Below are 24,310 nucleotides of genomic sequence, written 5' to 3' on the forward strand. Positions count from 1 at the left end.
AGAGTGTGTGTTCAGGGGCGGTGGCCCACCGCCTCCTCGTAGAGGGAACGGTTCACGGTCCGGGACTCGGGGAGCGCGTCGTCTTTCGCCACGCCCTGTGCCCGGTAGGCCGCCTGGAGGCGGGCCGTCGTGCCGGTGCGGATCTCCCAGTCCATGCGCAGGGAAGGGGTGGAGCGGAGGATCGCCGCGTCCGTCTTCAGGAGATCCGCCAGGTACGTGACGTACCTCTCGTTCCTTTTGTAGTCGGCCGCGAAGTACGTGTTCACCGTGCGGATGTACGCCCGCAGCAGGGCCACCCCCGCGTCCACGTCGTCGTTCAGCAGGCTCGGGCCGTAGAGCATGCCGCCCAGGGGCTCGCCGGGTGGCTGGCCTCCCAGGAAGGCGTAGCCCGGCTCGCCGTCGACCCGGCGCCACACCGGGTCCAGCAGCCACGCGGAGTCGACGCCGCCGTTCCGCAGCGCCGTGAGGACGTCGGCCGAGCCCAGCTGCTGGTAGCGGATCCGGTCGAGGCCGCCGCCGTGCTGCTCCAGGGCCTGCTCCATGGGGTAGGCGATCACCGAGCCCTTGCCGATCATCGTGCCGAGTGTCCGGTCGGCCATCCGGACGGCGGCCGGTGTCTCGCCGTCCTTCAGCCGGACCCACAGGCCGCTCTTGGACTTCGGGCCGGGAGAGAAGTTCCCCGCGACCCAGCGGATGACGAAGCCGCCGCGGATGCCGTTCATGACAGCCGCCTCAGGGGCCGCCCAGAGCGCGTCCACCTCGCCCTTGGCCAGCAGCGGGAGGGCCTCGGGTGTCGGCAGCACCTTCAGCGTGACGTCCAGGCCCTCTTTCTCGAACTCGCCCTTGTCCAGGGCGACCCGCAGCGGTGCCACGTACTCCGCGCTCAGCGTGCCCGTCGCGATCGTCAGCTTCCGGGGCTCGGTGAGCCGTTGCGGGGCCGGGGAGCCCGGGCGGCAGCGGGCCGGGGCGCGGTCGGGGGCGCGGTCGGCGGGGTCCGTCCAGGACGCGGTGCCGCAGCCCTGGACCGGGCGGATCGTGCGCGTCGCCGTGTCGGCTCTCGGCTGCGACGGCCCGGAGGACGGCGACGAGCAGGCGGCCGAGGCCAGCAGCGCGCCCGCGAACAGGGCGAGGCCGTACGTACGTGCCCTCATGCCTGCCCCCGTCCCCGGTCGCGCGGTGCCCACGGGGTGAGCAACCGGCCGACGAACCGGACCAGTTCGGAGAAGAGCACGCCCAGGGCGGCGACGCAGACGATGCCGACGAACATCACGTCGTTCTGGAAGAGGGCACGGGAGTCGAAGATCAGATGGCCCAGGCCGTCGGTCGCGGCGATCTGCTCGGAGGCGACGATCACCAGGACCGCCACGCCCGCCGCGATCCGCGCGCCGACCAGGACGGCGGGCAAGGAGGCCGGGAGCAGGACGTGGCGGAACATCTGCCACGGGGAGGCCCCGAAGACCCGGCCGGCGTCGCGGTGGCCGTCGGGGACCGCCATGACCGCGGACATCGTGGAGATCCAGACGAAGAAGAAGACCGTGGCCGCCACCAGGGCCACCTGTGGGCCCTCGCCCAGGCCGAACATGTTCAGGAAGACGGGCAGCAGGGCCAGCTTCGGTACGACGTACAGGGCGTCAAGGAGCGGTTCCAGGGCGGCCCGTACCAGCGGCAGCGAACCCATCAGCAGGCCCAGCAGGTAGCCCGCCGCCGTGCCGACGGCGTAGCCGGCCAGGACGCGCTTGAGCGTCGCCCACACGTCCGGCCACAGGTCACCGGCAGCGGCCCGGTCCCAGCCGTCGGCGAGGATCGTGGACGGTGCCGGGTAGACGCGGTCGTCGATCCAGCCCCGGACGGCCGCCAGCTGCCAGAGCAGCACCAGGAGGAGGGGGACGGCAGCCGCGAGGGACAGTTCGAGGGCGCGGCGGCGGCGATGGGTCCGTACGGGGTGCGACTCGTGCGGGCCCGGGCGGCGGACCAGGGCCGGGCCTCGTGTCCCGGGGGCGATGGTGGTCATGCGGGCACCGCCTCCTTCCGCAGCAGGTCCCACAGCTCGCTCTTCAGCGCGGTGAACTCGGGGGTGGCGCGGACCTCGCCGGTGCGCGGGCGCGGGAAGGGCGGGCGGTGTTCGGCGATGATCCGGCCCGGGCGGGCGGACATCACGAACACGCGGTCGCCGAGGACGATCGCCTCCTCCAGGCTGTGGGTGATGAAGAGGGTCGTCGTGCGCAGCGCCTGGGTGATCTCCAGCAGTTCGTCCTGGAGGATCGTGCGGAGCTGGGCGTCCAGGGCAGCGAACGGCTCGTCCATCAGCAGCAGTTCGGGCTCGACGGCGAGCGCGCGGGCGATGGCGACCCGCTGGCGCATACCGCCCGAGAGGGCCGCCGGATAGGCGTGTGCGAAGTCGGCGAGGCCCAGGCGGGCCAGCCACTCGGCGGCGCGGGCGTTCGCCTCGCCGCGCGGAACGCGCTGCACGTCCAGGCCGAAGCGGACGTTGGCCTGGACGGTCTTCCAGTCGTAGATGCCGTAGTCCTGGAAGATCATGGCCGCCGGGCGTGCGCTGGAGGTGCGGATCTCCAGCGTGCCGGTGCTGGGCCGGAGCAGGCCGGCGGCGATGCGCAGCAAGGTGGACTTGCCGCAGCCCGAGGGGCCTACGAGGCAGACGAACTCGCCGGGCGCGACGGCCAGGTCGAGGGGGCCGAGGGCGTCGACCGCGCGGGGGCCCCGGCCGAAGGTGCGCGTCAGGTCATGGGCGGTGAGTTTTGGATACGGCTCTCCCACTTCGGTCTCCTCGCGGAGTGCGGAACGGACTGGTGGGTGCCGTTGACCATATGACGACCCGTCAGATACGGGAAGTGCGCAGACACGGACAAGCCCCGGCACCCATCGGTGCCGGGGCTGTCGGGAAGGAGAGGGCTAGGCCGCCGCGCAGTTCGGGCAGACGCCGCGGTACGTCACCTCGACGTCCGAAACCGAGAAGCCGAAGCGCTCCGAGTCGGGGAGGTCCGCCAGCGGGTTGCCGACCGGGTGGACGTCCCGGATCGCGCCACACTGGGCGCAGACCAGGTGGTGGTGCGGCTGGTGGGCGTTCGGGTCGTACCGCTTGGCGCGCTGGTCGGTGGAGACCTCGAGCACCTCGCCGAGGGACACGAGCTCGCCGAGCGTGTTGTAGACGGTCGCCCGGGAGATCTCGGGCAGCTTGGCGACGGCCCGGGAGTGGACCTCGTCGGCCGTCAGATGGACGTGTTCGCCGTCGAGGACCTCGGCCACGACACGCCGCTGCGCGGTCATCCGCCATCCGCGTCCGCGCAGCCGTTCCAGAAGGTCACTCATGGCCACCAGCCTAACAGCAAAGCGGACCAGGTCCCGAACAGGTGTGAGTTTAGAATCCACCTGGTGTTGGATTGTGTCTAACGTGCTCCCGTGCTGTCAGGCGGGCACCTGCTGGCGGGACGGTACCCAGCAGCGGATGATGTCGCGGACCGAGACGATGCCGGCGGGCTCGTCGTCGTCCAGCACGATGAGATGGCGGAAGCCGCCGTGCGTCATGGCCTGTGCCGCCTCCTCCAGGGTCCAGGCCGGAGCCGCGAACACGACGTCGGTGGTGGTGTGGGCGTGGGCGCGTTCCGTGTCCGGGTCCTGGCCCCGGCCCACGGAGTTGAGGATGTCGCGTTCGGTGAGGATGCCGATGCCGCCGGCGTCGGGGTCGTGGACCACGGCCGCCCCGACCCGGCGTGCGGACATCAGTGCGGCGGCCTGGCGAAGGGTGTGGGTCGGTCCGATGGTGAGGACGACGGTGCTCATGGCGTCACGGACGAACATGGATGGAGCCACCTCCTGTGAGTGTCCCCGCCGTTTGTTCAGCGTTTCACAAATTCACAAGTTGGGGGGACTCTCAGGGTGGCAGGTAAAGGGAGGGTCAACAAGGGGGCGCTCGGTAACAGCGGGGCGCGCTCAGTAGCGCTGGTTGAGATATCCGAGCAACTCGTCGTGCAGCAGACCGTTCGACGCGGCCGCGTCGCCGCTGTGCGGGCCCGGGCGGGCGTCGAGTCCGGTGAAGGTGCCGCCGGCCTCGGTGACGATGATCGCGGTGGCGGCCATGTCCCACAGCGACAGCTCCGGCTCGGCGCACATGTCGATGGAGCCTTCCGCGACCATCATGTACGGCCAGAAGTCGCCGTACGCGCGCGTGCGCCACACCTCTCGGGTGAGGTCCAGAAAGCCGTCCAGGCGGCCCTGTGCCTCCCAGCCGCTGAGTGACGAGTACGCGAAGGAGGCGTCGGCGAGCTTGTTGACGCGGGAGACGTTCAGGCGGGAGGCCTTGGTGAGGCTGCGGCCGGTGAAGGCGCCGTGGCCCTTCGCGGCCCACCAGCGGCGGTTGAGGGCAGGAGCGGAGACGACGCCGACGACGGGCTGGAAACCGCCCTCGCCGGCCTCCATCAGGGAGATGAGAGTGGCCCAGACGGGGACGCCGCGTACGTAGTTCTTGGTGCCGTCGATCGGGTCGATGACCCAGCGGCGGGGCCCGGTGCCCTCGACGCCGTACTCCTCGCCGAGGATCGCGTCCCTCGGGCGGGCGCGCTGGAGTTGGCCGCGGATGAGTTCCTCCGCGGCCTTGTCCGCTTCGCTCACCGGTGTCATGTCCGGTTTGGTCTCGACCTTGAGGTCGAGGGCCTTGAACCGGTCCGTCGTCGCGGCGTCGGCGGCGTCGGCGAGGACGTGGGCGAGGCGCAGATCGTCGAGGTAGTCGGGCATGTAACGAACCTATCTGCCGAGGTGGGGGTGGGGCTACAGGGGGTTTGTGGGCGGGTGTGGGGGCGTTGTGGCGGCTCGGCGCCCGCGAGGTGCTCGGCGTTGCCGCTGGGGGGCGGGTGGGTGTGCGACCCGGCGCGACGAGGTGCCGGCGAGCGGTGGGCGGACGCACCGCGCAGGTCGGCTCAAAGGCGCCCCCGCGTGCCCTCGCGAACCCTTGACAGTGGGTCCACGCGCGTCAAACCTGGGCGCAGAGCCGCTGGCCCCAAGGGGAGGCAATGATGCCTGCAGCGCGGGAATCTCTGTTGGACGCCGCCTATGCGGCGCTGGCGCGCCGGTCGTGGTCCGCCGTGCGGATGGTGGACGTGGCCCTGGCGGCCGGAGTGTCCCGGCAGACGCTCTACAACGAGTTCGGCAGCAAGGACGGCCTCGCCCGGGCGCTCGTGAGAAGAGAGGCCGACGGATACCTCGCCGGCGTGGACCGCGCGCTCGCCGGCCACCGCGACCTCCGTGACCGGCTCACCGCCACCGCCGAGTGGACCACGTCGGCGGCCCGCGAGAACGCCCTGGTCCGCGCCATGCTCACCGGCTGCTGGAGCGAACGGCTGCCCTCGCCGACCCTCTCGGCCGTGCCCTCCACCTCCGCCGTACCGGCCCAGCGCCGCGCCGACGGCCCGCTGCCCTCACCCGGCGACCTCGTCACCCTCATCCGCGACCGGGCCGTCACCGTCCTGTCCGGACCCGGCACACCCAAGTCCGACACCGCCGAGCTGTCCCGCTCCTGCGAACTCGCCGTCCGGCTCGCCCTGTCCTGCGTGGCCGCGCCACCCGGCGAGGGCGGCGTCACCGACCTGGTCCGCAGCGCCCTGCACCGGCAGTCCGGGTGACGGGGCGTCAGTGCGCCGAGCCCGACAACTGCAGCCCGATCACGCCGACGATGACGAAACTGATCGACACCAGCTTCAGCGTCGACACCAGGTCGCCCAGGAACACCATGCCGTAGATCGCCGTACCCGCCGCCCCGATGCCGGTCCACACCGCGTACGCGGGACCCACGTCGAGTCTTCTCAGCGCCAGGGTCAGCAGCCCGAAACTGCCGAGGGCGAAGACGCAGAACGCGACCGTCGGCCAGAGCCGTGTGAAGCCGTGCGACAGCTTGAGACACACGGCGAAGCCGGTCTCCAGCAACCCGGCCACGATGACCAGCAGCCACGCCATGAGCCGTTCCTCCCGTATCCCGTTCAGTGACCGCTTAGTCGGTTTGAGCAGATTCCTCGGATCCGTCAGCTCTGCTGGAGTTTGGTCAGGCTTGCCTCCGGCTTGGTGCGATTATGCACTTACCGTCCGCACGTCGTGACAAACAACGCTGAGGTCAGTCGCCTTCCTTCCGCTCCCGCGTGGCCAGCAGCCGCCGCAGCGAGTACAGCCGCGCCGGGTCCGCGTGCCCTTCGGCCACCCACGCGTCCAGTGCGCAGTCCGGCTCGTCGTGGCTGCACGCGCGCGGGCAGCCCTCGGTGCCCGGCTCCAGGTCGGGGAAGGCGTGGATGACCCGGGACGGGTCCACGTGGTGCAGGCCGAACGACCGCAGGCCCGGGGTGTCGATCACCCAGCCTTCGCTGTCCGACAGCGGCAGTGCCAGCGCCGAGGTGGTGGTGTGCCGGCCCCGGCCCGTCACCGCGTTCACATGCCCGGTCGTACGCCGCCGCTCCTCCGGCACCAGCGCGTTGACCAGGGTCGTCTTGCCGACTCCGGAGTGCCCGACGAACGCGGTGATCTTGCCGTCGAGCTGCTCGCGCACCCGGGCGATGGCGGTGCCGTTCTGCAGTTCCTCGCGGCTGGTCACGACGTAGGGGGTGTCGAGGTGGCCGTACAGCTCCAGCAGCTTGTCGGGCGGGGCGAGGTCCGACTTGGTCAGCACCAGCAGCGGATCCAGGCCCCCGGCATAGGCCGCGACCAGGCAGCGGTCGATCAGGCGGGGCCGGGGCTCCGGGTCGGCCAGGGCGGTGACGATGGCCAGCTGGTCGGCGTTGGCGACGATCACGCGCTCGAACGGATCGTCGTCGTCCGCCGTACGGCGCAGCACCGACGTGCGCTCCTCGATGCGGACGATCCGGGCGAGGGTGTCCTTCTTGCCGGACATGTCGCCCACGAGGGCCACGCGGTCGCCGACCACGGCCGCCTTGCGGCCCAGCTCGCGGGCCTTCATAGCCATCACCACCCGGTCCTCCACGAGGCAGGTGAGGCGTCCCCGGTCGACGGTGAGGACGAGGCCCTCGGCGGCGTCCTCGTGCTTGGGCCGGATGTTCGTCCGGGGCCGGGTGTTCCGGCGGCCGGGACGGGTGCGGATGTCGTCCTCGTCGGTGTGCTTGCCGTAGCGGCGCATGACGTGATCCCTGCGTCCTACGCCCCGAGCATCCCGGTCCACAGATCGGGGAAGTCGGGCAGGGTCTTGGCCGTCGTCGCCACGTTCTCGATCTGTACTCCCTCGACCGCGAGGCCGATGATCGCGCCGGCTGTGGCCATGCGGTGGTCGTCGTAGGTGTGGAAGATCCCGCCGTGCAGCCGGCGCGGGCGGATGTGCAGGCCGTCGGCGGTCTCCGTCACGTCGCCGCCGAGCTCGTTGATCTCCTTCGTCAGCGCGGCCAGCCGGTCCGTCTCGTGCAGCCGCAGATGGGCCACGCCGCGCAGGGTCGAGGGGGAGTCGGCGAGGGCCGCGACCGCCGCGATGCCCGGCGTCAGCTCGCCGACCTCGCTCAGGTCGACATCGATGCCGTGGACCGAGCCGGAGCCGGTGAACGCGAGGCCGTACTCGGTCAGTTCGCAGGAGCCGCCCATCTCGGTGAAGATCTCGCGCAGCCGGTCTCCGGGCTGGGTGGTGCGGTCCGGCCAGGCCGGGACGACGACCTTGCCGCCCGTCACCAGCGCGGCCGCAAGGAACGGCTGGGCGTTGGAGAGGTCCGGCTCGATGACCAGGTCCCGGCCGAGCAGGGCACCCGGCGTGACCCGCCAGACGTTCGGCTCGCCGCCCGACTCGGGCGTGTCCACCTGGGCGCCGACCGCGCGCAGCATGTCGACGGTCATGCGGATGTGCGGCATGGAGGGCAGCGTGGTGCCGGTGTGGCGGACCTCGACGCCCTGGTTGAAGCGCGGGCCGGACAGCAGCAGCGCGCTCACGAACTGCGACGAGGAGGACGCGTCGATCGCGACCTGGCCGCCCTCCAGGGCACCGCTGCCCTGCACGGTCATCGGCAGCGCGCCGCGGCCGTCGTCGTCGATCCGGGCGCCGAGCTGACGCAGCGCGTCGATGACTCCGTTCAGGGGACGCTCGTACGAGCGGGGGTCGCCGTCGAACCGGATGGGACCGTCGGCGAGCGTGGCGACCGGTGGCAGGAACCGCATCACCGTGCCGGCGTTGCCGACGTCGACCGTGGCCGGTCCGCGCAGGCCCGTGGGGAGCACACGCCAGGCCTCGCCGGTGCCGTCCGGGCCCACGCCCTCCTCGATCTCGATGCCCATCGCGCGCAGGGCACCGGCCATCAGCAGGGTGTCGCGGGAGCGCAGCGGACGGCGCAGCCAGCCGGGCTCGGAGGCGAGGGAGGCGAGGACGAGGGCGCGGTTGGTGACCGACTTGGACCCGGGCACGTGGACCGTCGCGTCGACGGCTCCGCTCGCGTGCGGGGCGGGCCAGAGGGCGGTTTCTGCGGTGTTCGGGGCCATGGCCCCCACTTTATAAGCAGGCAGTGGTTCGAGTGCGGCTGCGTCGTGGCTGGTAGCGCCCCGCGGCGGAGCCGCAGATCGGCACAGCCCCACGCCCCTGAGGTGGGCTGGTCACAGGCCCAGCAGCCAGCGCCCTCCCCCGATCAGCGAGCACAGCGACACCGCGTGGAACAGGAAGAACCACAACCCCGCCGGCACATGCGTCAGCCGTGACAACTGGTCCGCGTCCGAGTCGCCCGCCCCGCCCCGGGCCCGCTTCGCCTGAAGTTCGAACGCCGGGCGCACCCCGCCCAGCAACAGGAACCACACCACCACGTACGCGAACGCCGCCTGCACCTGAGGGCCGGCCAGCCAGGACACCAGGACGAACAGGCCGCCGGTGACGATCATGGTCAGGGCGCCGTACGCGTTGCGGATCATCACGAGCATGGCCAGGAGCAGGGCCGTGGCCAGCCACAGCAGGAGCGTGATGCGGCCGGCGCCCAGCAGGGCCGCGCCGCCCAGGCCCAGCAGAGGCGGGGCGGTGTAGCCGGCGGCGGCCGTGAGGATCATGCCGATGCCGTGCGGCTTGCCGCGGCTGACGGTCAGGCCGCTGGTGTCCGAGTGCAGCCGTATGCCGGTGAGGGTGCGGCCGGTGAGCAGGGCCACGAGCCCGTGGCCGCCCTCGTGGGCGATGGTGATGGCGTTGCGGGAGACGCGCCACAGGCCGTGCGGGATCACCACGGCGAGCGCGGCGGCCAGAGTCGCGATCACCACCCACAGGTCGGGGTCGGGCTGCGTGCCGGAGACCTCGTCCCAGAGGGAGGCGAGCGAGGCGGTAGCGGTGCTGTCCATGTAAGGCGTTGGCTCCCTGTGGTCGGATGGAATCTGGCAGTGTGGCACGTATGTGCGGACGGTATTCAGCGAGTCGCAGGCCAGAGGATCTCGCAGGAATCTTTGAGATCGAGAAGTGGGAGCCCGAGGAGACCCTCGAGCCGGATTACAACGTGGCGCCCACCAAAGAGGTCTACGCCGTCCTCGACCGCCCTCTGAAAGACGTGGACGACCCGCGGCCGGTTCGGCAGCTGCGCAAGCTGAAGTGGGGGCTCGTCCCGTCCTGGTCGAAGACGCCCGAGGGCGGCGCCCGGATGATCAACGCCCGCGCGGAGACCGTCCACGAGAAGCCGTCCTTCCGTCGCGCCTTCACCTCCCGGCGCTGCGTCCTGCCCGCCGACGGCTACTACGAGTGGGTCACCGGCACGCAGGAGCGCGAGCTGGAGGTCGAGGGGAAGAAGAAGCGGCCCCGCAAGCAGCCGTACTTCGTGACACCGGCGGACGGGTCGGTCTTCGCCATGGCCGGGCTGTACGAGTTCTGGCGGGACCGGACGCTGCCCGACGACCACCCCCAGTCCTGGTGGGTGACGTGCTCCGTCATCACCACCGAGGCCGAGACGAGCCCGCTGGCCGTGTCCCCGGCGGACGGTCCGCATGCCCTGGCCGAGATCCACCCCCGGATGCCGCTGATGCTGACGCCCGACCGCTGGGACGCGTGGCTCGACCCGTCCCGCACGGACGCCGACGACCTGCGCGAACTGCTCGCCCCGCCGCCCGCCGGGCTGATGCGCGCCTACGCCGTCACCACGGCCGTCAGCAACGTCCGCAACAACGGGCCGGAGCTGCTGAAGGAGCTGGAAGGGCCCGAAGAGGGCACACTCTTCTGACGTGAGTTCCGACACGACCGAGATCATCGAGACCGACGCGGGCCCCGCACGCATCACCTGGCACCAGGCGAAGAAGGCGCGGCTGGTGCTCGCCGTCAGCCACGGTGCCGGCGGCGGCATCGAGGCCCGCGACCTGAAGGCCCTGGCCGCCGCCCTCCCCGCCCACGGCGTGACCGTGGCCCGTGTGGAGCAGCCCTGGCGGGTGGCCGGGAAGAAGCTGGCCCCCGCGCCCAAGACGCTGGACGTCGGCTGGCGCGGCATCTGGCCCGCGCTGGCCGGGCCCGGACTGCCGGTCGTGTCCGGCGGCCGCAGCGCCGGAGCCCGGGTCGCCTGCCGTACCGCCACCGAACTGGGCGCCCACGCGGTACTCGCCCTCAGCTTCCCCCTCCACCCGCCCGGCAAGCCGGAGAAGTCCCGGGCCGACGAACTGCTCGGTTCCGGGGTGCCCGCCCTGGTCGTCCAGGGCGGGAACGACCCCTTCGGGAAGCCGGAGGAGTTCCCCGCGGGCTCGTACGAACTCGTCGAGGTGCCGTACGGCGATCACGGCTTCGCCGTCCCCAAGCGCGCGGAGATCTCGCAGGACGAGGCCGTGGCGCTCATCACGGACGCGGTCGTGGAGTGGACCGGGTCACTCGGGTAAAGCTCCGGGAATGCGGGGGCGGCGAGCACTGTTGTGCGGGACGTACGTGCTGGAGACCAGCACAGACGCCGTAGGAGAGGAAGTCCGCCGCATGGGTTCGACCATCTGCCCGAGCCGCAGCAGCCGCGCCGACCTGGAGTGGACGGTGCTGCACGCGGCCAGGACCGCCCCTGTTCGGGCGGCGGGCGGACCGGATCGTCGTCTATCCTCCGATTCGGGTGAGACCGGTCTCGGTCTCACGAGAACACTCGAGGAGGTGGGTCCGGTCACAGGGACCGACGCAGGGACCGAACACGGCCAGGCGGAGCAGCCCGAGGGCCAGGGCGGCACGGGCGCGGAGACGGCCGCGGAGCGCAGTGCGCGCTTCGAGCGGGACGCGCTCGAGTTCCTCGACCAGATGTACTCGGCCGCGCTGCGCATGACGCGCAACCCGGCCGACGCCGAGGACCTGGTGCAGGAGACGTACGCCAAGGCGTACGCGTCCTTCCACCAGTTCCGCGAGGGCACCAACCTCAAGGCGTGGCTGTACCGGATCCTCACCAACACCTTCATCAACTCGTACCGCAAGAAGCAGCGCGAACCTCAGCGCTCCGCGGCCGAGGAGATCGAGGACTGGCAGCTCGCCCGTGCCGAGTCGCACATGTCGACGGGCTTGCGCTCCGCGGAGTCGCAGGCACTCGACCACCTGCCCGACTCGGACGTGAAGGAAGCGCTCCAGGCGATCCCCGAGGAGTTCCGTATCGCCGTGTATCTCGCGGACGTCGAGGGGTTTGCCTACAAGGAGATCGCCGACATCATGGGGACACCCATCGGTACGGTGATGTCCCGGCTGCACCGGGGCCGCCGTCAGCTGCGCGGCATGCTGGAGGACTACGCCCGTGACCGCGGGATGGTCCCGGCCGGCGCCGGAGAGTCGAACGAAGCGAAAGGCTCGGGGTCATGAGCTGCGGAGAGCCGCACGAGACGGATTGCAGCGAAATCCTCGATCATCTCTACGAGTTCCTCGACCGTGAGATGCCGGACTCGGACTGCGTGAAGTTCGAGCACCACTTCGAGGAATGCTCGCCCTGCCTCGAGAAGTACGGGCTCGAGCAGGCCGTGAAGAAGCTGGTCAAGCGCTGCTGCGGGCATGACGACGTACCGGGCGACCTGCGGGCCAAGGTCATGGGGCGGATCGACCTGATCCGTTCCGGCCAGGCGGTCCCCGATCAGGACGTCACGGCCTCGCCTGCCACGCCGCAGGAATCCTGACACTCCTGCGTTTTTCAACTACCCCACCTCTCCAGGGGTAGTCATCCCCGAACGCGTCACTCGAACGTGCTAATCCGTGGGCTATCGGCCCATGGAGCCCCCCACCGCCGTCCTAGGCTCCGGGCCTGACGGACATGGCCGGGGAGGGGCTCATGGAAGCGGTATCGGCGCGGGTTCGTGTGTATGTCGCCTGTGTCGCCGTCGCCGCCCTGTGCTGTCTGCTCCCGTTGCCGGGCGTCCGTACGCCCTGGTGGGCGGTCGCGCTGCTCGCCGCGCTGTACGCCGGGTGCGAGCGCGTGGCACGGTCCCGGTTCGTCGGTATCTCGCACCCGGCCGGGACCTTCTACCCCGTGTTGCTCGCCGGCGCCTTTCTGCTGCCGGCGCCCGCCGCCGCCCTCGTGGCCGTGCCCGGTGCGCTGCTCTCGCCCGTCGGGCAGCGGCCCGTGGCGCTGCGGAGGATCTGGCGGGCCGCCCAGCTCGTCCTCGGTGTGTGGGCCGCGGCCCGGGTGCACTGGATGCTCGGCGGGAGGGACGCCGTCGTCGCGGGCGACGTCCCCTACGCGCTCGGGCCGGCCGGCGCCGCCGTGCTGGCGTTCTGCCTGGTGCTCGCGCTGCTGGACGGCGGGATCCTCGCCGCCGCCGAGCGCGTGCCTGTGCGGCGCGCCTGGCGGGGACTGGTGGCGCGTTCGCTCGCGCCGATCGCCGTGCACGGGCTCGCCGGGCTGATGATGGCCGTCCTGTGGCGCAGCCCCTACGGGCCCATGGCCGCGCTGCTCGTGCTGTTGCCGATGTGCGTCTCGTGGTGGGCGTTCGCGCAGTACCACCGGGAACGGGCTGCCCACCAGGCGACCATCCGGGCGCTGGTCCAGGCCGTCGACATCAAGGACGGGTACACGCGCGGGCACAGCGAGCGCGTCGGGCAGGCCTCCATGATGATCGCGCGCGAGCTGGACATGGACGACGAGCGCGTCGAGGTGCTCCGCTTCGCCGGGATCCTGCACGACGTCGGCAAGCTGGGCGTGCCCACCCGGCTGCTCAGGAAGAACGGGCCGCTGACCCCCGAGGAGCGGCGCGTGATCGAGCTGCACCCCGAGTACGGGCACGAGATGGTGCGCGGCATCGGCTTCCTCGGGGAGGCCCGGGCCGCCGTACTGCACCACCATGAGCGGCTGGACGGCAGCGGGTATCCGTACGGGCTGGTGGGCCGTCAGATCCCGGAGTCCGCACGGGTCGTGGCGGTCGCCGACGCCTTCGACGCCATGACCTCCACCCGGAGCTACAGCAGGGCCCGGCCCGTCGCGGTGGCCCTGGAGGAGCTGGAGCGGTGCGCGGGCAGCCACTTCGACCCCGTGATGGTCGCGGCCCTGGTGGAAGCCGTACGGCGGGCGGGCTGGCACCCCGCGGTGACCGCCGACGACGCCCACACGCCCCGGATCCCCCCGCCCGGCGCACCCGTCTCCAGCCGGCCGGGGGCACACCGATGAGCGCGTACCGGACACCGCCCCTGCGCACCCTGGTCCACACCTGCGCCGCCCTCCTCGCCACCGGCTCCCTCGCCGTCACCCTCTACAACGGACTCGAGGAACGCCGCGTCGCCCTCGCCTTCGGGGTCCTCGTCACCGTCGGCGAGCTCACCCGGCGCAACGGGGCGCGGGTCCGGGAACCGGCACCGCTCGGAGCCGCGGCGGCCCTGTCGTACGCGCTGCTCGGGGAGGCCGGCGGGCAGGCCACGCACCACGGCGTCGCCCAGGTCGTCGCCGTCGTACTGGCCGCCTCACTGCTCGGCAGCGTGCCGCACGTCGCGCGCGGACAGGGGCCCACGCTCGACCACCTGGCGCGCCGGATGCTCACCGTCGGATTCGTCGCCGTGTGCTTCCAGCCCCCGTACAACCGGGGGATGTTCGACGACTGCGGCGGACCCGCCTACGCGCTGCTGCTGCTCGCGCTGCTGTCCCTGACCGCGCTGTGTGACGCGGTGCTCGCCGCCGCCCTGGCCCACTCCCGCACCGGCTGGCCGTTCGGCCCGGTGCTGCGGGACGAGCTGCGGGCCGTGTGCGGCATCGGGTCCGCCGTCATCGCGACCGGGGCCGTGATGGCGCTCGCGGTCGCCGTCGTCGGGCTGTGGGCGCTGCCCGTCTTCTCCGTGCCGCTGCTGCTCGCCCAGATGTCGTTCCGGCGGTACGCCGCCGTCCGGGCCACCTACCGGCAGACCATCGCCTCCCTCGCGCGGGCCACCGAGGTCGCCGGCTACACCCCCTGCGGGCACGCCCGGCGCGTCGCCGCGCTCGGCCAGGCGGTGGGGCGGGACCTGGGCCTGACCGAGCCCGAACTGGCCGTGCTGGAGTACGCCGCGCTGATGCACGACATCGGCCAGCTGAGCCTCGTCGACCCGGTGCCGGCGGGCGCCACCGCCGACCTGCCCGCCGCGGAACAGCGGCGGATCGCGCTGCTCGGCGGGGCCGTCGTACGGCATACGGGGGTGGACGAGGCGGTCGCCGTGGTCGTGGAGCGGCAGGCCGACCCGTACGCCGAGCAGCCGCTCGCCGCGCGAATCGTCCGGGCCGTGAACGCGTACGAGGAGAAGTCCAGGGAAGGCGGGCCCGGCGGGCAGCTGACGGCGCTGGAGGAACTCCGGCTCGCCACCGCCGGGAAGTACGCGCCGGAGGTGGTGGAATCACTGGCCCGGGTACTGGCGAGGAGCAGTCTGACTCTGCCCGTGGCTGGGTAACCCATGGGTAATGAGCGCCTCGGAGGCCGTACGTGGTTGGATGCGAAGGAGAAGGTGTCCGGGGGCTCGAAACACAGCTACGGCCAGCCCACCGAACGGAACTGGCAGGCGGGAATCGTGAGGATCTTCGGCAAGGGACGGCACCGGCCCTCCGCCTCCTGGCGGCAGGCCACAGACCGGGCGTTCACACTGATCGGCGACGGCCGGTACGAGGACGCGGGCGCACTGTTGACACGTGCCGCCGACCTGGAGCCCTGGTTGTCCGAGTCGTGGTTCAACCTCGCCCTGCTGCACAAGTTCCGGCACGACTGGGAGCAGGCGCGGGCGGCGGGCCTCAGGGCCGTGGCCCTGCTCGACCGGGACACCGGTGCGCCCGACTGGTGGAACGTCGGCATCGCCGCGACCGCCCTCCAGGACTGGCCGCTGGCCCGGCGTGCCTGGCAGGCCTACGGGCTGCGGATGCCGGGTTCCGCCACCGCCGCGGGCGAGCCCGTCGGCATGGACCTCGGCAGCGCGGCCGTACGGCTGTCCCCCGAGGGGGAGGCCGAGGTCGTGTGGGGGCGGCGGCTGGATCCCGCGCGGATCGAGGTGCTGTCCATTCCGCTGCCGTCGTCGGGGCGGCGCTGGGGCGAGGTCGTGCTGCACGACGGGGTGCCGCACGGGGAGCGGACCACGGCCGCCGGGCACACGTACCCGGTGTTCGACGAGATCGAGCTGTGGGCGCCGTCGCCGGTGCCGACCTGGGTGGTGCTGCTGGAGGCGGCGACCGAGGCGGACCGGGATGCGCTGGAGCAGCTTGCGGGTGACGCCGGGTTCGCAGCGGAGGACTGGTCTTCCTCGGTGCGGTTGCTGTGCCGGATGTGTTCCGAGTCCCGGATGCCGTCGGATGAAGGTGACGGGGAACACCTCGATCCGCATGATCACAGTGAGCCGGGGCATCCCGGGCCGCTGGGGCATCGGACGGACGGGCAGTTGTGGGTGCCGGAGCGGGAGTGCGGGTTGGCCGCGCCGGCTTCGCTGGTGAGGGGGTTGCTGGACGGGTGGGTGGCCGACAGTCCTGATTCCCGTGGCTGGCGGGATCTGGAAGAGGTCTGTTAGGCCGTCGTGCGGGTGCGGGCTCGTCGTGGTGGTTCGCGCAGTTCCCCGCGCCCCCGGAAACCGCGTCCGGCACCCGCGTAACCTGTATCAGCATCTCAGCCCGGTTTGGTTCAGGAAGGCGTACGTAACGTCATGGCTCAGCAGGACACCGATCAGCAGCACGCGGGCGTGCTCCCCGTCGATGACGAGGGGTACGTGATCGACACGGAGGACTGCGAGGAGCGCGAGGCGGCCTGGCGGGAGCGGGGGACCTCGCGGCCGATCACGGTGGTCGGGAACCCGGTGCTGCACAAGGAGTGCAAGGACGTCACCGACTTCGGCGAGGAGTTCCAGCAGCTCGTCGCGGACATGTTCGCCAGCCAGCGCACCGCCGAGGGCGTGGGCCTGGCCGCCAACCAGATCGGTGTCGACCTGAAGGTCTTCATCTACGACTGCCCCGACGACGAGGGCGCCCGGCACACCGGCGTGGTCTGCAACCCCAGGCTCGTCGAACTGCCCGCGGAGAAGCGCCGGCTGGACGACAGCAACGAGGGCTGCCTGTCCGTGCCCACCGCGTACGCCCCGCTCGCCCGGCCCGACTACGCCGAGGTGACCGGGCAGGACGAGAAGGGCAACCCGATCAAGGTGCGCGGCACCGGATACTTCGCTCGGTGTTTGCAGCATGAGACCGACCACCTGTACGGCTACCTGTACATCGACCGGCTCTCCAAGCGCGAGCGCAAGGACGCGCTGCGGCAGATGGCCGAGAACGAGCCTCGCTACCCCGTGGTCGCGAACGACTGAGACCTCACGAGCACCAGGCGAACGGCGTCTGTTCGGGATTCCCGTCCTGAACAGGCGCCGTTCATCTGTGTCGTTCGCCTGTCCGTCGCACGTTCGATCGCTTCTGCTCTCCTGGCGATCCATCACCAGTCACACACCGGGAGGATCCCGGCACTGTGGGGGAGTGAATGAAGCAAATACGTTCCCAGAGCGGTCAGTTGTAGTGCTGAATGGGATGAGCGGGGTATGCAACGGCGCACGCCCGGCACGAAGGGAGGGGCGCCCGCGCCAACCGGCGGCTGAGAGGGGTTAGTTCGTGCATGCTTTGTCACACGGCACCACATCGACACCGACCACCATCGCAGTTCCACCGTCGCTCTCTCTCCCGGTGATCGAGGCGGCGTTTCCCCGGCAGCTCCACCCGTATTGGCCGAAGTGCCAGGAGAAGACCCGGGCCTGGCTGCTCGAAAAGCGGCTCATGCCCGCGGACAAGGTGGAGGAATATGCCGACGGCCTTTGCTACACCGACCTCATGGCCGGGTACTACATCGGCGCCTCCGACGAGGTCCTCCAGGCGATCGCGGACTACAGCGCCTGGTTCTTCGTCTGGGACGACCGGCACGACCGCGACATCGTGCACGGCCGTCCGGCCGCCTGGCGGCGGCTGCGGGACCGGCTGCACACGGCCCTCGACTTCCCCGGGGCGCACCTGCACCACGCGGACCCACTGGTCGCCGGGTTCGCGGACAGCGTGCTGCGGCTGTACGCGTTCCTGCCGAGGACGTGGAACCTCCGCTTCGCCCGGCACTTCCACGCGGTGGTCGACGCATACGACCGGGAGTTCCACAACCGCACCCACGGAATCGTGCCCACGGTCGACGAATATCTCCGGTTGCGCCGGCTCACCTTCGCTCACTGGATATGGACGGATCTACTGGAGCCGGCCGCGGGATGCGAAATACCCGACCCCGTCAGGAAACATCCGGCCTACCGGCGGGCGGCGCTGCTGAGTCAGGAATTCGCCGCCTGGTACAACGACCTTTGCTCCCTTCCCAAGGAAATAGCGGGCGACGAGGTGCACAATCTGGGAATCAGTCTCATCACCCATGAGGGGCTGACTCTGGAACAGGCGGTCGTTGACCTCAGGCGCCGTGTCGAGAATTGCATAACTGAATTCCTCGACGTCGAAGAGGAAGCACTGCGGTTCGCCGACGACCTCGCCGACGGCACCGTGCGGGGAAAGGAACTGAGCGCCGCCGTGCGGGCCTGTCTGAGCAATATGCGCAACTGGTTCAGTTCCGTCTACTGGTTCCACCACGAGTCCGGCCGGTACATGGTCGACAGCTGGGACGACCGGTCCACGCCCCCGTACGTCAACAACGAAGCGGCAGGTGAGTAATGACCGTCGAGTCTGTGCAGCCCGAAGCCCTGGCTCCGGATCTGCGTGAGCCGCCCCGGGCGGGCGGCGGTGTCCCCGGCCTCGGCCACGGCTGGAAGCTCGTGCGCGACCCGCTGGCGTTCATGTCCCGGCTGCGCGACCACGGCGACGTGGTCCGCCTGAAGCTCGGGCCGAAGACCGTGTACGCCGTCACCACCCCGGACCTCACCGGCGCGCTGGCGCTGAGCAACGACTTCATCATCGCCGGGCCGCTCTGGGAATCCCTGGAGGGTCTGCTCGGCAAGGAGGGAGTGGCCACGGCGAACGGGCCGCGGCACCGGCGCCAGCGGCGCACCATCCAGCCCGCCTTCCGGCTCGACGCGATCCCCGCCTACGGGCCGATCATGGAGGAGGAGGCGCACGCGCTGACCGAGCGCTGGAAGCCCGGCGAGACCGTCGACTGCACCTCCGAGTCCTTCCGGGTGGCCGTGCGCATCGCGGCCCGCTGTCTGCTGCGCGGCGATTACATGGACGAGAGGGCGGAGCGGCTGTGCGTCGCGCTCGCCACCGTCTTCCGCGGGATGTACCGGCGGATGGTGGTCCCGCTCGGGCCGCTCTACAAGCTGCCGCTCCCGGCCAACCGCGAATTCAACCGGGCATTGGCCGATTTGCATCTCCTGGTCGACGAGATCGTCGCCGAGCGCCGGGCATCCGGTCAAAAGCCGGACGATTTGCTGACGGCATTGCTGGAGGCGAAGGACGAGAATGGCGACCCCATCGGGGAACAGGAGATCCACGATCAGGTCGTCGCGATCCTCACCCCCGGCAGTGAAACCGTCGCCTCCACGATCATGTGGCTGTTGCATATGCTCGCGGAACACCCTGAACAGGCGGACCGGGTGCGTGACGAAGTAGAAGCCGTCACCGGTGGGAGGCCGGTGGCATTCGAGGACGTCCGGGGACTCGGGCACACCAACAATGTCGTCGTCGAGGCCCTGCGTTTGCGCCCAGCCGTCTGGATTCTGACGCGCCGGGCGGTGCGGGACACGGAACTCGGCGGATACCGGATTCCGGCCGGGGCGGACATCGTCTACAGCCCGTACGCGATCCAGCGCGACGCGAAGTCGTACGAGCGGAACCTGGAGTTCGACCCCGATCGCTGGCTGCCGGACCGGGTCAAGGACATCCCGAAGCACGCCATGAGCCCGTTCAGCGTGGGCAACCGCAAGTGCCCGAGCGACCACTTCTCGATGGCCCAGCTGACGCTGATCACGGCGGCGCTGGCCACCAGGTACCGCTTCGAGCAGGTGGCCGGTTCGAACGACGGCACGCGCGTCGGCATCACGCTCCGGCCGCACAACCTGCTGCTGCGGCCGGTGCGGAGGTGACGGACGGTGATCGTCAGGCCGCTTCGGGGCCCCTGAACGTGCGCCGGTAGGCGTTCGGTGTGGTGCCCACCGCCCGGACGAAGTGATGGCGCAGCGTGGCCGCGTTGCCGAACCCCGTTCGGCCGGCGATCGCGTCCATCGTCTCGTCCGTCGCCTCCAGCAACCGCTGGGCCTCCAGCAGCCGCTGGCGCAGGACCCAGCGGTAGGGAGTCGTCCCGGTCTCCTGCTGGAAGCGGCGGGCGAAAGTGCGCGGGGACATGTGGGCGTGGGCGGCCAGCTGCTCGACGGTGACCTCCTCGTCGAGGTGGCGTTCCATCCACGACAGCACGTCGCCGATCGTGTCCCCCTGGGTGTGCGGCAGCGGGCGCTCGATGTACTGGGCCTGGCCGCCGTCACGGTGCGGCGGCACCACCATCCGCCGGGCGATCTTGTTGGCGACCTCGGTGCCCTGCTCCTTGCGCACCAGGTGAAGGCAGGCGTCGATCCCGGCGGCCGTGCCGGCGGAGGTGATCACCGGGTCCTCGTCGACGTAGAGCACGTCCGGCTCCACGACCGCCCGGGGGTACTGCCGGGCGAGGTCCCGCGCGTGCTTCCAGTGCACGGCGCAGCGGCGGTCGTCCAGCAGTCCGGCCGCGGCCAGCACGAAGGCGCCGGAGCAGACGCTGAGCACCCGGGCGCCGCGGTCGACCCCGCGCCGCAGGGCGTCCAGCAGCTCCGGCGGGAACTCACGGGAGGCGTAGCTGTGCCCGGCCGGCACCGCGATCAGATCGGCCGTCTCCAGCCGCTCCAGGCCGTGCTCGACCTGTAGTGAGACGCCCGAGTTCATGCGCAGCGCCGGGCCCTCGGCCGAGGCGACCGCGAAATCGTAGACCGGCAGGCCGTCGTCGCTGCGGTCGGTGCCGAAGACCTCGCACACCACACCGAGTTCGAAAGGGTTCACGCCGTCGAGCAGGACGACGGCCACGTTCTGGAGCATGTCTCCAGTGTGCCTCGCCTGTGGCAGTAATTCGAGGGTCTACGGCAGTACTGCCACTGACGGTAAGGAGTCATCGGCGCGACAGTGGTGTCCATGGAAACGAACCAGGCACAGACCCTCATCGCAATGATCTTCGTACTCGGGACGCTGGTCCTCCTGGTCCTCCCGTCAGTGATCGGCATCGTGCGCGACAAGCGCGTCGACCGTCAGATCAGGGAGGCCCAGGAGGCCAGGGAGAGCGAGCGGGCTCAGAAGTCCTCGTCCAGGTCGACGGTGCCCTCCACCGCCACCTGGTACGCCGAGGGGCGCCGCTCGAAGAAGTTGGTCAGCTCCTGAACCCCCTGGAGCTCCATGAAGGAGAAGGGGTTCTCGGAGCCGTACACCGGAGCGAAGCCGAGCCGGGTGAGCCGCTGGTCGGCGACGCACTCCAGGTACTGCCGCATCGACTCGGTGTTCATGCCCGGGAGGCCGTCACCGCACAGGTCGCGCGCGAACTGCAGCTCGGCCTCGACGGCCTCCCGCAGCATGTCCGTGACCTGCTGCTCGAGCTGGTCGTCGAACAGCTCCGGCTCCTCCTTGCGGACGGTGTCGACCACCTCGAAGGCGAAGGACATGTGCATCGTCTCGTCGCGGAACACCCAGTTGGTGCCGGTGGCCAGGCCGTGCAGCAGGCCCCGGCTGCGGAACCAGTAGACGTAGGCGAAGGCGCCGTAGAAGAACAGGCCCTCGATGCACGCGGCGAAGCAGATCAGGTTCAGCAGGAAGCGGCGGCGGTCGGCCTGGGTCTCCAGCCGGTCCAGCTTCTCCACCGAGTCCATCCACTTGAAGCAGAACCCGGCCTTCTCGCGGATGGAGGGGATGTTCTCCACGGCGTCGAACGCGGCGGCTCGGTCCGCCGGGTCGGGGAGATAGGTGTCGAGCAGCGTCAGATAGAACTGGACGTGCACGGCCTCCTCGAACAGCTGGCGGGACAGGTACAGCCGCGCTTCGGGGGAGTTGATGTGCTTGTACAGCGTCAGCACCAGGTTGTTCGCGACGATCGAGTCGCCCGTCGCGAAGAAGGCGACCAGACGGCCGATCAGGTGCTGCTCCTCGGGGGACAGCTTGGCGAGGTCGGCGACGTCCGAGTGGAGGTCGACCTCCTCCACGGTCCAGGTGTTCTTGATGGCGTCCCGGTAGCGCTCGTAGAAGTCCGGGTAGCGCATGGGGCGCAGGGTGAGCTCGAAGCCGGGGTCGAGAAGGTTCTGGGTGGTCATTACTGGCAGGCCTCGCAGGACTCGGGGTTTTCCAGGGAGCAGGCGACCGCGTCGGGATCGGCCGTCTGCTGCACGGGGATGGTCTTCTCAGGCTGTGCCTGGGCCTGCGCGGCGCGGGCGATGCGGGTCGCCGGGCGCGAGCGCAGGTAGTACGTCGTCTTCAGCCCGGCCTTCCAGGCGTACGCGTACATCGAGGAGAGCTTGCCGATGGTCGGCGTCTCCATGAAGAGGTTCAGGGACTGGGACTGGTCCAGGAACGGGGTCCTGGCCGCCGCCATGTCGATCAGGCCGCGCTGCGGGACCTCCCACGCCGTGCGGTAGAGCGCCCGTACGTCCGCGGGGATCCAGGCGAACTCCTGCACCGAGCCGTTCGCCTCGCGCAGCGCCTCCCGGCTGCGGGCGTCCCACACACCGAGCCGCTTCAGCTCGTCCACTAGGTAGGAGTTGACCTGGAGGAACTCACCCGACAGCGTCTCGCGCTTGAACAGGTTGGACACCTGCGGCTCGATGCACTCGTACACGCCCGCGATGGAGGCGATGGTGGCCGTGGGCGCGATGGCGAGGAGCAGGGAGTTGCGCATGCCGGTCGCGGCGATGCGCTCGCGCAGGGCCGCCCAGCGCTCGGGCCAGGTCAGCTCCACGTCGTAGTGGTCGGGGTGCAGCACGCCCCTGGCCGTACGGGTCTTCTCCCAGGCCGGCAGCGGCCCGCTGCGCTCGGCCAGGTCGGCGGAGGCCTCGTACGCCGCGAGCATGACGCGCTCGGCGATGCGGGTGGAGAGCGCCTTGGCCTCGGGCGAGTCGAAGGGCAGGCGCAGCTGGAAGAAGACGTCCTGCAGGCCCATGGCCCCGAGACCGACCGGACGCCACCGGGCGTTGGAGCGGCCCGCCTGCTCGGTCGGGTAGAAGTTGATGTCCACGACACGGTCGAGGAAGGTCACAGCCGTACGGACGGTCTCGTCCAGCCGCTCCCAGTCGATGTCCCCGCGGGCCCGGTCGACGAAGGCGCCGAGGTTGACCGACCCCAGGTTGCAGACCGCCGTCTCCCCGTCGTCGGTGACCTCCAGGATCTCCGTGCAGAGGTTGGAGGAGTGGACGACGTGGCCCGGCTCGGCCGTCTGGTTGGCGGTGCGGTTGGCGGCGTCCTTGAAGGTCATCCAGCCGTTGCCGGTCTGCGCGAGGGCGCGCATCATGCGGCCGTACAGCTCACGGGCGGGCAGGGTCTTCCTCGCCAGGCCCTTCGCCTCGGCCGCCCGGTACGAGGCGTCGAACTCCTCGCCGTACAGGTCGACCAGCTCGGGCACGTCCGAGGGGGAGAACAGCGACCACTGCCCGTCGGCGTTCACCCGCCGCATGAACTCGTCCGGCACCCAGTGCGCCAGGTTCAGGTTGTGCGTACGGCGGGCGTCCTCGCCGGTGTTGTCGCGCAGCTCCAGGAACTCCTCGATGTCGGAGTGCCAGGTCTCCAGGTAGACCGCGGCCGCGCCCTTGCGGCGGCCGCCCTGGTTCACGGCGGCGACCGAGGCGTCGAGGGTCTTCAGGAACGGGACGATGCCGTTGGAGTGGCCGTTGGTGCCGCGGATCAGCGAACCGCGCGCACGGATACGGGAGTACGACAGCCCGATGCCGCCCGCGTGCTTCGAGAGCCGGGCCACCTGGTGGTACCGGTCGTAGATCGAGTCCAGCTCGTCCTTGGGGGAGTCGAGGAGGTAGCAGGACGACATCTGGGGGTGCCGCGTGCCGGAGTTGAAGAGGGTGGGGGAGGAGGGGAGGTAGTCGAGGCGGCTCATGAGCCCGTAGAGCGCGGCGACCTCGTCGACGGACTGTGCCGTGTCGTCCTCGGCGAGGCCGGCGGCGACGCGCAGCATGAAGTGCTGGGGCGTCTCGACGACCTTGCGGGTGATCGGGTGGCGGAGCAGGTAGCGGCTGTGCAGCGTCCGCAGGCCGAAGTAGCCGAAGCGGTCGTCGGCGGCCCGGTCGATCAGCGCGTCGAGCCGGGCGGCGTGCAGGCGCACGAACTCGGCGGTCCGGTCGGCGATCAGGCCCTCCCGGTGGCCGACCGCGACGGACTCGGTGAAGGACGTGACGCCCTGCGAGGCGGCCTCGGCGCGGATGCCGATCGTCAGCAGGCGCGCGGCCAGCCGGGAGTAGGCGGGGTCCTCGGAGATGAGGCCGGCGGCCGCCTCCGTCGCGAGCTCGCGCAGCTCCGTCTCGTCCGCCCGCGCGGACCGGCCGCGCAACGCGGCCGCGGCGACCCGGCCGGGGTCGGCGTCGGGGAGATCGGCGGTCAGCTCGGTCAGGGTCCGCAGCAGCGCGGCACCGGGACCGTCGTGCTCTTCTTCGGCAGCTGAGACCGGTTCGGCTGGCGCGATGGTCACGTGGGGCTCTCCCTCGCTCGGCAAGGGGCCTCGCACAGGGCAGGGGGCAGCACACGAGCGCACACGGCGTCGCGTCCACCGGCCCATTCCACGAGGCCCGGACGTCAGGGCATCCCGGCCGGACGGCCGGGTGCGCTGTCGGCAGGTCCTCGGACTGACTCCTGTGCACGAACATGCACAAGTACACCGTTGCGGGACAGTTCCGGATTCGCACCGGATTCCCCTGCGGCGACAGCGAGCACGAGCATACATCTTGTGCCGGGTTCCGGTGGCACCCCCAGATGTTGTGTCGTGC

24 protein-coding genes and 1 riboswitch are annotated in these 24,310 nt (G+C 70.8%); of the genes, 11 read left to right on the forward strand and 13 right to left on the reverse strand.

Annotated elements, in window-relative coordinates; translation table 11 throughout:
* Window positions 1–11: 11 nt before the first annotated feature.
* The 6 genes from OHU35_RS28520 to hisN all read right to left on the reverse strand — a co-directional run bounded on the left by OHU35_RS28520 (window position 12) and on the right by hisN (window position 4,749).
* Complete coding sequence (locus tag OHU35_RS28520) at window positions 12–1,151, reverse strand: ABC transporter substrate-binding protein (protein ID WP_405507345.1); 1,140 nt, start codon at window positions 1,149–1,151, stop codon at window positions 12–14.
* The gene (locus OHU35_RS28525; RefSeq protein WP_189723124.1) at window positions 1,148–2,011 is read right to left on the reverse strand and encodes an ABC transporter permease; all 864 of its coding nucleotides are present in this window, start codon (window positions 2,009–2,011) and stop codon (window positions 1,148–1,150) included. Before OHU35_RS28525 ends, OHU35_RS28520 begins: the two co-directional genes overlap by 4 nt.
* Window positions 2,008–2,775 (reverse strand): ABC transporter ATP-binding protein, encoded by a 768-nt coding sequence (locus OHU35_RS28530; protein ID WP_189723125.1) that lies wholly within the window; start codon window positions 2,773–2,775, stop codon window positions 2,008–2,010. Before OHU35_RS28530 ends, OHU35_RS28525 begins: the two co-directional genes overlap by 4 nt.
* A 135-nt stretch (window positions 2,776–2,910) precedes the next feature.
* A complete protein-coding gene (locus OHU35_RS28535) occupies window positions 2,911–3,327 on the reverse strand; it encodes a Fur family transcriptional regulator (protein ID WP_189723126.1) in 417 nt (138 codons plus the stop codon).
* Between the two features lie 96 nt (window positions 3,328–3,423).
* Window positions 3,424–3,816, reverse strand: a complete 393-nt coding sequence (locus OHU35_RS28540; protein WP_189723127.1) for a cyclic nucleotide-binding/CBS domain-containing protein — start codon at window positions 3,814–3,816, stop codon at window positions 3,424–3,426.
* A gap of 132 nt (window positions 3,817–3,948) precedes the next feature.
* Window positions 3,949–4,749 (reverse strand): histidinol-phosphatase, encoded by an 801-nt coding sequence (hisN, locus tag OHU35_RS28545; protein ID WP_189723128.1) that lies wholly within the window; start codon window positions 4,747–4,749, stop codon window positions 3,949–3,951.
* Between the two features lie 275 nt (window positions 4,750–5,024).
* On the opposite strand from hisN, the gene OHU35_RS28550 reads away from it, so the two are divergent.
* On the forward strand, window positions 5,025–5,633 hold the full coding sequence (locus OHU35_RS28550; protein WP_189723129.1) for a TetR/AcrR family transcriptional regulator: 609 nt from the start codon (window positions 5,025–5,027) through the stop codon (window positions 5,631–5,633).
* A 7-nt stretch (window positions 5,634–5,640) separates the two neighbouring features.
* Here OHU35_RS28550 and OHU35_RS28555 read toward each other — a convergent pair whose 3' ends face one another.
* The 4 genes from OHU35_RS28555 to OHU35_RS28570 form a co-directional block, all read right to left on the reverse strand.
* A complete protein-coding gene (locus OHU35_RS28555; RefSeq protein WP_189723130.1) occupies window positions 5,641–5,964 on the reverse strand; it encodes a multidrug efflux SMR transporter in 324 nt (107 codons plus the stop codon).
* A 154-nt stretch (window positions 5,965–6,118) separates the two neighbouring features.
* The gene (rsgA, locus tag OHU35_RS28560; RefSeq protein WP_189723131.1) at window positions 6,119–7,129 is read right to left on the reverse strand and encodes a ribosome small subunit-dependent GTPase A; all 1,011 of its coding nucleotides are present in this window, start codon (window positions 7,127–7,129) and stop codon (window positions 6,119–6,121) included.
* Between the two features lie 17 nt (window positions 7,130–7,146).
* Window positions 7,147–8,463 (reverse strand): 3-phosphoshikimate 1-carboxyvinyltransferase, encoded by a 1,317-nt coding sequence (gene aroA / locus OHU35_RS28565; RefSeq protein ID WP_189723132.1) that lies wholly within the window; start codon window positions 8,461–8,463, stop codon window positions 7,147–7,149.
* A 111-nt stretch (window positions 8,464–8,574) separates the two neighbouring features.
* Entirely contained in the window at window positions 8,575–9,297 is a 723-nt protein-coding gene (locus tag OHU35_RS28570) for a M50 family metallopeptidase (protein WP_189723133.1), read from the reverse strand.
* Window positions 9,298–9,347: 50 nt separating this feature from the next.
* On the opposite strand from OHU35_RS28570, the gene OHU35_RS28575 reads away from it, so the two are divergent.
* From OHU35_RS28575 to OHU35_RS28620, 10 genes are all read left to right on the forward strand, one after another.
* On the forward strand, window positions 9,348–10,163 hold the full coding sequence (locus OHU35_RS28575) for an SOS response-associated peptidase (protein ID WP_189723134.1): 816 nt from the start codon (window positions 9,348–9,350) through the stop codon (window positions 10,161–10,163).
* 1 nt (window position 10,164) lies between these two features.
* On the forward strand, window positions 10,165–10,803 hold the full coding sequence (locus OHU35_RS28580; protein WP_189723135.1) for an alpha/beta family hydrolase: 639 nt from the start codon (window positions 10,165–10,167) through the stop codon (window positions 10,801–10,803).
* Between the two features lie 256 nt (window positions 10,804–11,059).
* Entirely contained in the window at window positions 11,060–11,746 is a 687-nt protein-coding gene (gene sigR / locus OHU35_RS28585; RefSeq protein ID WP_189723136.1) for an RNA polymerase sigma factor SigR, read from the forward strand.
* Complete coding sequence (gene rsrA / locus OHU35_RS28590) at window positions 11,743–12,054, forward strand: mycothiol system anti-sigma-R factor (RefSeq protein ID WP_031103063.1); 312 nt, start codon at window positions 11,743–11,745, stop codon at window positions 12,052–12,054. The genes sigR and rsrA overlap by 4 nt, the downstream gene beginning before the upstream one ends.
* Before the next feature lie 152 nt (window positions 12,055–12,206).
* Window positions 12,207–13,538, forward strand: coding sequence for an HD-GYP domain-containing protein (locus OHU35_RS28595; RefSeq protein WP_405507348.1), 1,332 nt, complete (start codon window positions 12,207–12,209; stop codon window positions 13,536–13,538).
* The gene (locus OHU35_RS28600; RefSeq protein WP_189723138.1) at window positions 13,535–14,782 is read left to right on the forward strand and encodes an HD domain-containing protein; all 1,248 of its coding nucleotides are present in this window, start codon (window positions 13,535–13,537) and stop codon (window positions 14,780–14,782) included. The genes OHU35_RS28595 and OHU35_RS28600 overlap by 4 nt, the downstream gene beginning before the upstream one ends.
* Window positions 14,783–14,899: 117 nt before the next feature.
* A complete protein-coding gene (locus OHU35_RS28605) occupies window positions 14,900–15,880 on the forward strand; it encodes a hypothetical protein (RefSeq protein ID WP_189723303.1) in 981 nt (326 codons plus the stop codon).
* A gap of 132 nt (window positions 15,881–16,012) precedes the next feature.
* A complete protein-coding gene (gene def, locus OHU35_RS28610; protein ID WP_189723139.1) occupies window positions 16,013–16,663 on the forward strand; it encodes a peptide deformylase in 651 nt (216 codons plus the stop codon).
* Between the two features lie 295 nt (window positions 16,664–16,958).
* On the forward strand, window positions 16,959–18,041 hold the full coding sequence (gene cyc1, locus OHU35_RS28615) for an epi-isozizaene synthase (protein ID WP_189723140.1): 1,083 nt from the start codon (window positions 16,959–16,961) through the stop codon (window positions 18,039–18,041).
* A complete protein-coding gene (locus OHU35_RS28620) occupies window positions 18,041–19,408 on the forward strand; it encodes a cytochrome P450 (protein ID WP_405507351.1) in 1,368 nt (455 codons plus the stop codon). The genes cyc1 and OHU35_RS28620 overlap by 1 nt, the downstream gene beginning before the upstream one ends.
* Window positions 19,409–19,421: 13 nt before the next feature.
* Here the strand turns inward: OHU35_RS28620 and OHU35_RS28625 are convergent, their stop codons facing one another.
* The 3 genes from OHU35_RS28625 to OHU35_RS28635 form a co-directional block, all read right to left on the reverse strand.
* Window positions 19,422–20,384 carry a GlxA family transcriptional regulator gene (locus OHU35_RS28625; protein WP_189723142.1) on the reverse strand — a complete coding sequence of 321 codons (963 nt, stop codon included), beginning with the start codon at window positions 20,382–20,384 and terminating at the stop codon, window positions 19,422–19,424.
* 248 nt (window positions 20,385–20,632) lie between these two features.
* Window positions 20,633–21,640, reverse strand: coding sequence for a ribonucleotide-diphosphate reductase subunit beta (locus OHU35_RS28630; protein WP_189723143.1), 1,008 nt, complete (start codon window positions 21,638–21,640; stop codon window positions 20,633–20,635).
* Window positions 21,640–24,015 carry a ribonucleoside-diphosphate reductase subunit alpha gene (locus OHU35_RS28635; protein WP_405507353.1) on the reverse strand — a complete coding sequence of 792 codons (2,376 nt, stop codon included), beginning with the start codon at window positions 24,013–24,015 and terminating at the stop codon, window positions 21,640–21,642. The genes OHU35_RS28630 and OHU35_RS28635 overlap by 1 nt, the downstream gene beginning before the upstream one ends.
* A gap of 122 nt (window positions 24,016–24,137) precedes the next feature.
* A riboswitch (cobalamin riboswitch) is annotated at window positions 24,138–24,280 on the reverse strand.
* Window positions 24,281–24,310 lie beyond the last annotated feature (30 nt).

This window comes from Streptomyces purpurascens, assembly GCF_045040895.1.
Lineage (GTDB): Bacteria > Actinomycetota > Actinomycetes > Streptomycetales > Streptomycetaceae > Streptomyces > Streptomyces purpurascens.

Bases quoted from the DNA above. Each gene is read 5' to 3' on its own strand.
- OHU35_RS28540 (WP_189723127.1), bottom strand. From the start codon at position 3,816: ATGTTCGTCCGTGACGCCATGAGCACCGTCGTCCTCACCATCGGACCG.
- OHU35_RS28520 (WP_405507345.1), bottom strand. From the start codon at position 1,151: ATGAGGGCACGTACGTACGGCCTCGCCCTGTTCGCGGGCGCGCTGCTG.
- rsrA (WP_031103063.1), top strand. From the start codon at position 11,743: ATGAGCTGCGGAGAGCCGCACGAGACGGATTGCAGCGAAATCCTCGAT.
- def (WP_189723139.1), top strand. From the start codon at position 16,013: ATGGCTCAGCAGGACACCGATCAGCAGCACGCGGGCGTGCTCCCCGTC.
- OHU35_RS28625 (WP_189723142.1), bottom strand. From the start codon at position 20,384: ATGCTCCAGAACGTGGCCGTCGTCCTGCTCGACGGCGTGAACCCTTTC.
- OHU35_RS28620 (WP_405507351.1), top strand. From the start codon at position 18,041: ATGACCGTCGAGTCTGTGCAGCCCGAAGCCCTGGCTCCGGATCTGCGT.
- rsgA (WP_189723131.1), bottom strand. From the start codon at position 7,129: ATGCGCCGCTACGGCAAGCACACCGACGAGGACGACATCCGCACCCGT.
- OHU35_RS28535 (WP_189723126.1), bottom strand. From the start codon at position 3,327: ATGAGTGACCTTCTGGAACGGCTGCGCGGACGCGGATGGCGGATGACC.
- hisN (WP_189723128.1), bottom strand. From the start codon at position 4,749: ATGCCCGACTACCTCGACGATCTGCGCCTCGCCCACGTCCTCGCCGAC.
- aroA (WP_189723132.1), bottom strand. From the start codon at position 8,463: ATGGCCCCGAACACCGCAGAAACCGCCCTCTGGCCCGCCCCGCACGCG.
- OHU35_RS28570 (WP_189723133.1), bottom strand. From the start codon at position 9,297: ATGGACAGCACCGCTACCGCCTCGCTCGCCTCCCTCTGGGACGAGGTC.
- OHU35_RS28575 (WP_189723134.1), top strand. From the start codon at position 9,348: ATGTGCGGACGGTATTCAGCGAGTCGCAGGCCAGAGGATCTCGCAGGA.
- OHU35_RS28550 (WP_189723129.1), top strand. From the start codon at position 5,025: ATGATGCCTGCAGCGCGGGAATCTCTGTTGGACGCCGCCTATGCGGCG.
- OHU35_RS28630 (WP_189723143.1), bottom strand. From the start codon at position 21,640: ATGACCACCCAGAACCTTCTCGACCCCGGCTTCGAGCTCACCCTGCGC.
- OHU35_RS28600 (WP_189723138.1), top strand. From the start codon at position 13,535: ATGAGCGCGTACCGGACACCGCCCCTGCGCACCCTGGTCCACACCTGC.
- OHU35_RS28525 (WP_189723124.1), bottom strand. From the start codon at position 2,011: ATGACCACCATCGCCCCCGGGACACGAGGCCCGGCCCTGGTCCGCCGC.
- OHU35_RS28555 (WP_189723130.1), bottom strand. From the start codon at position 5,964: ATGGCGTGGCTGCTGGTCATCGTGGCCGGGTTGCTGGAGACCGGCTTC.
- OHU35_RS28595 (WP_405507348.1), top strand. From the start codon at position 12,207: ATGGAAGCGGTATCGGCGCGGGTTCGTGTGTATGTCGCCTGTGTCGCC.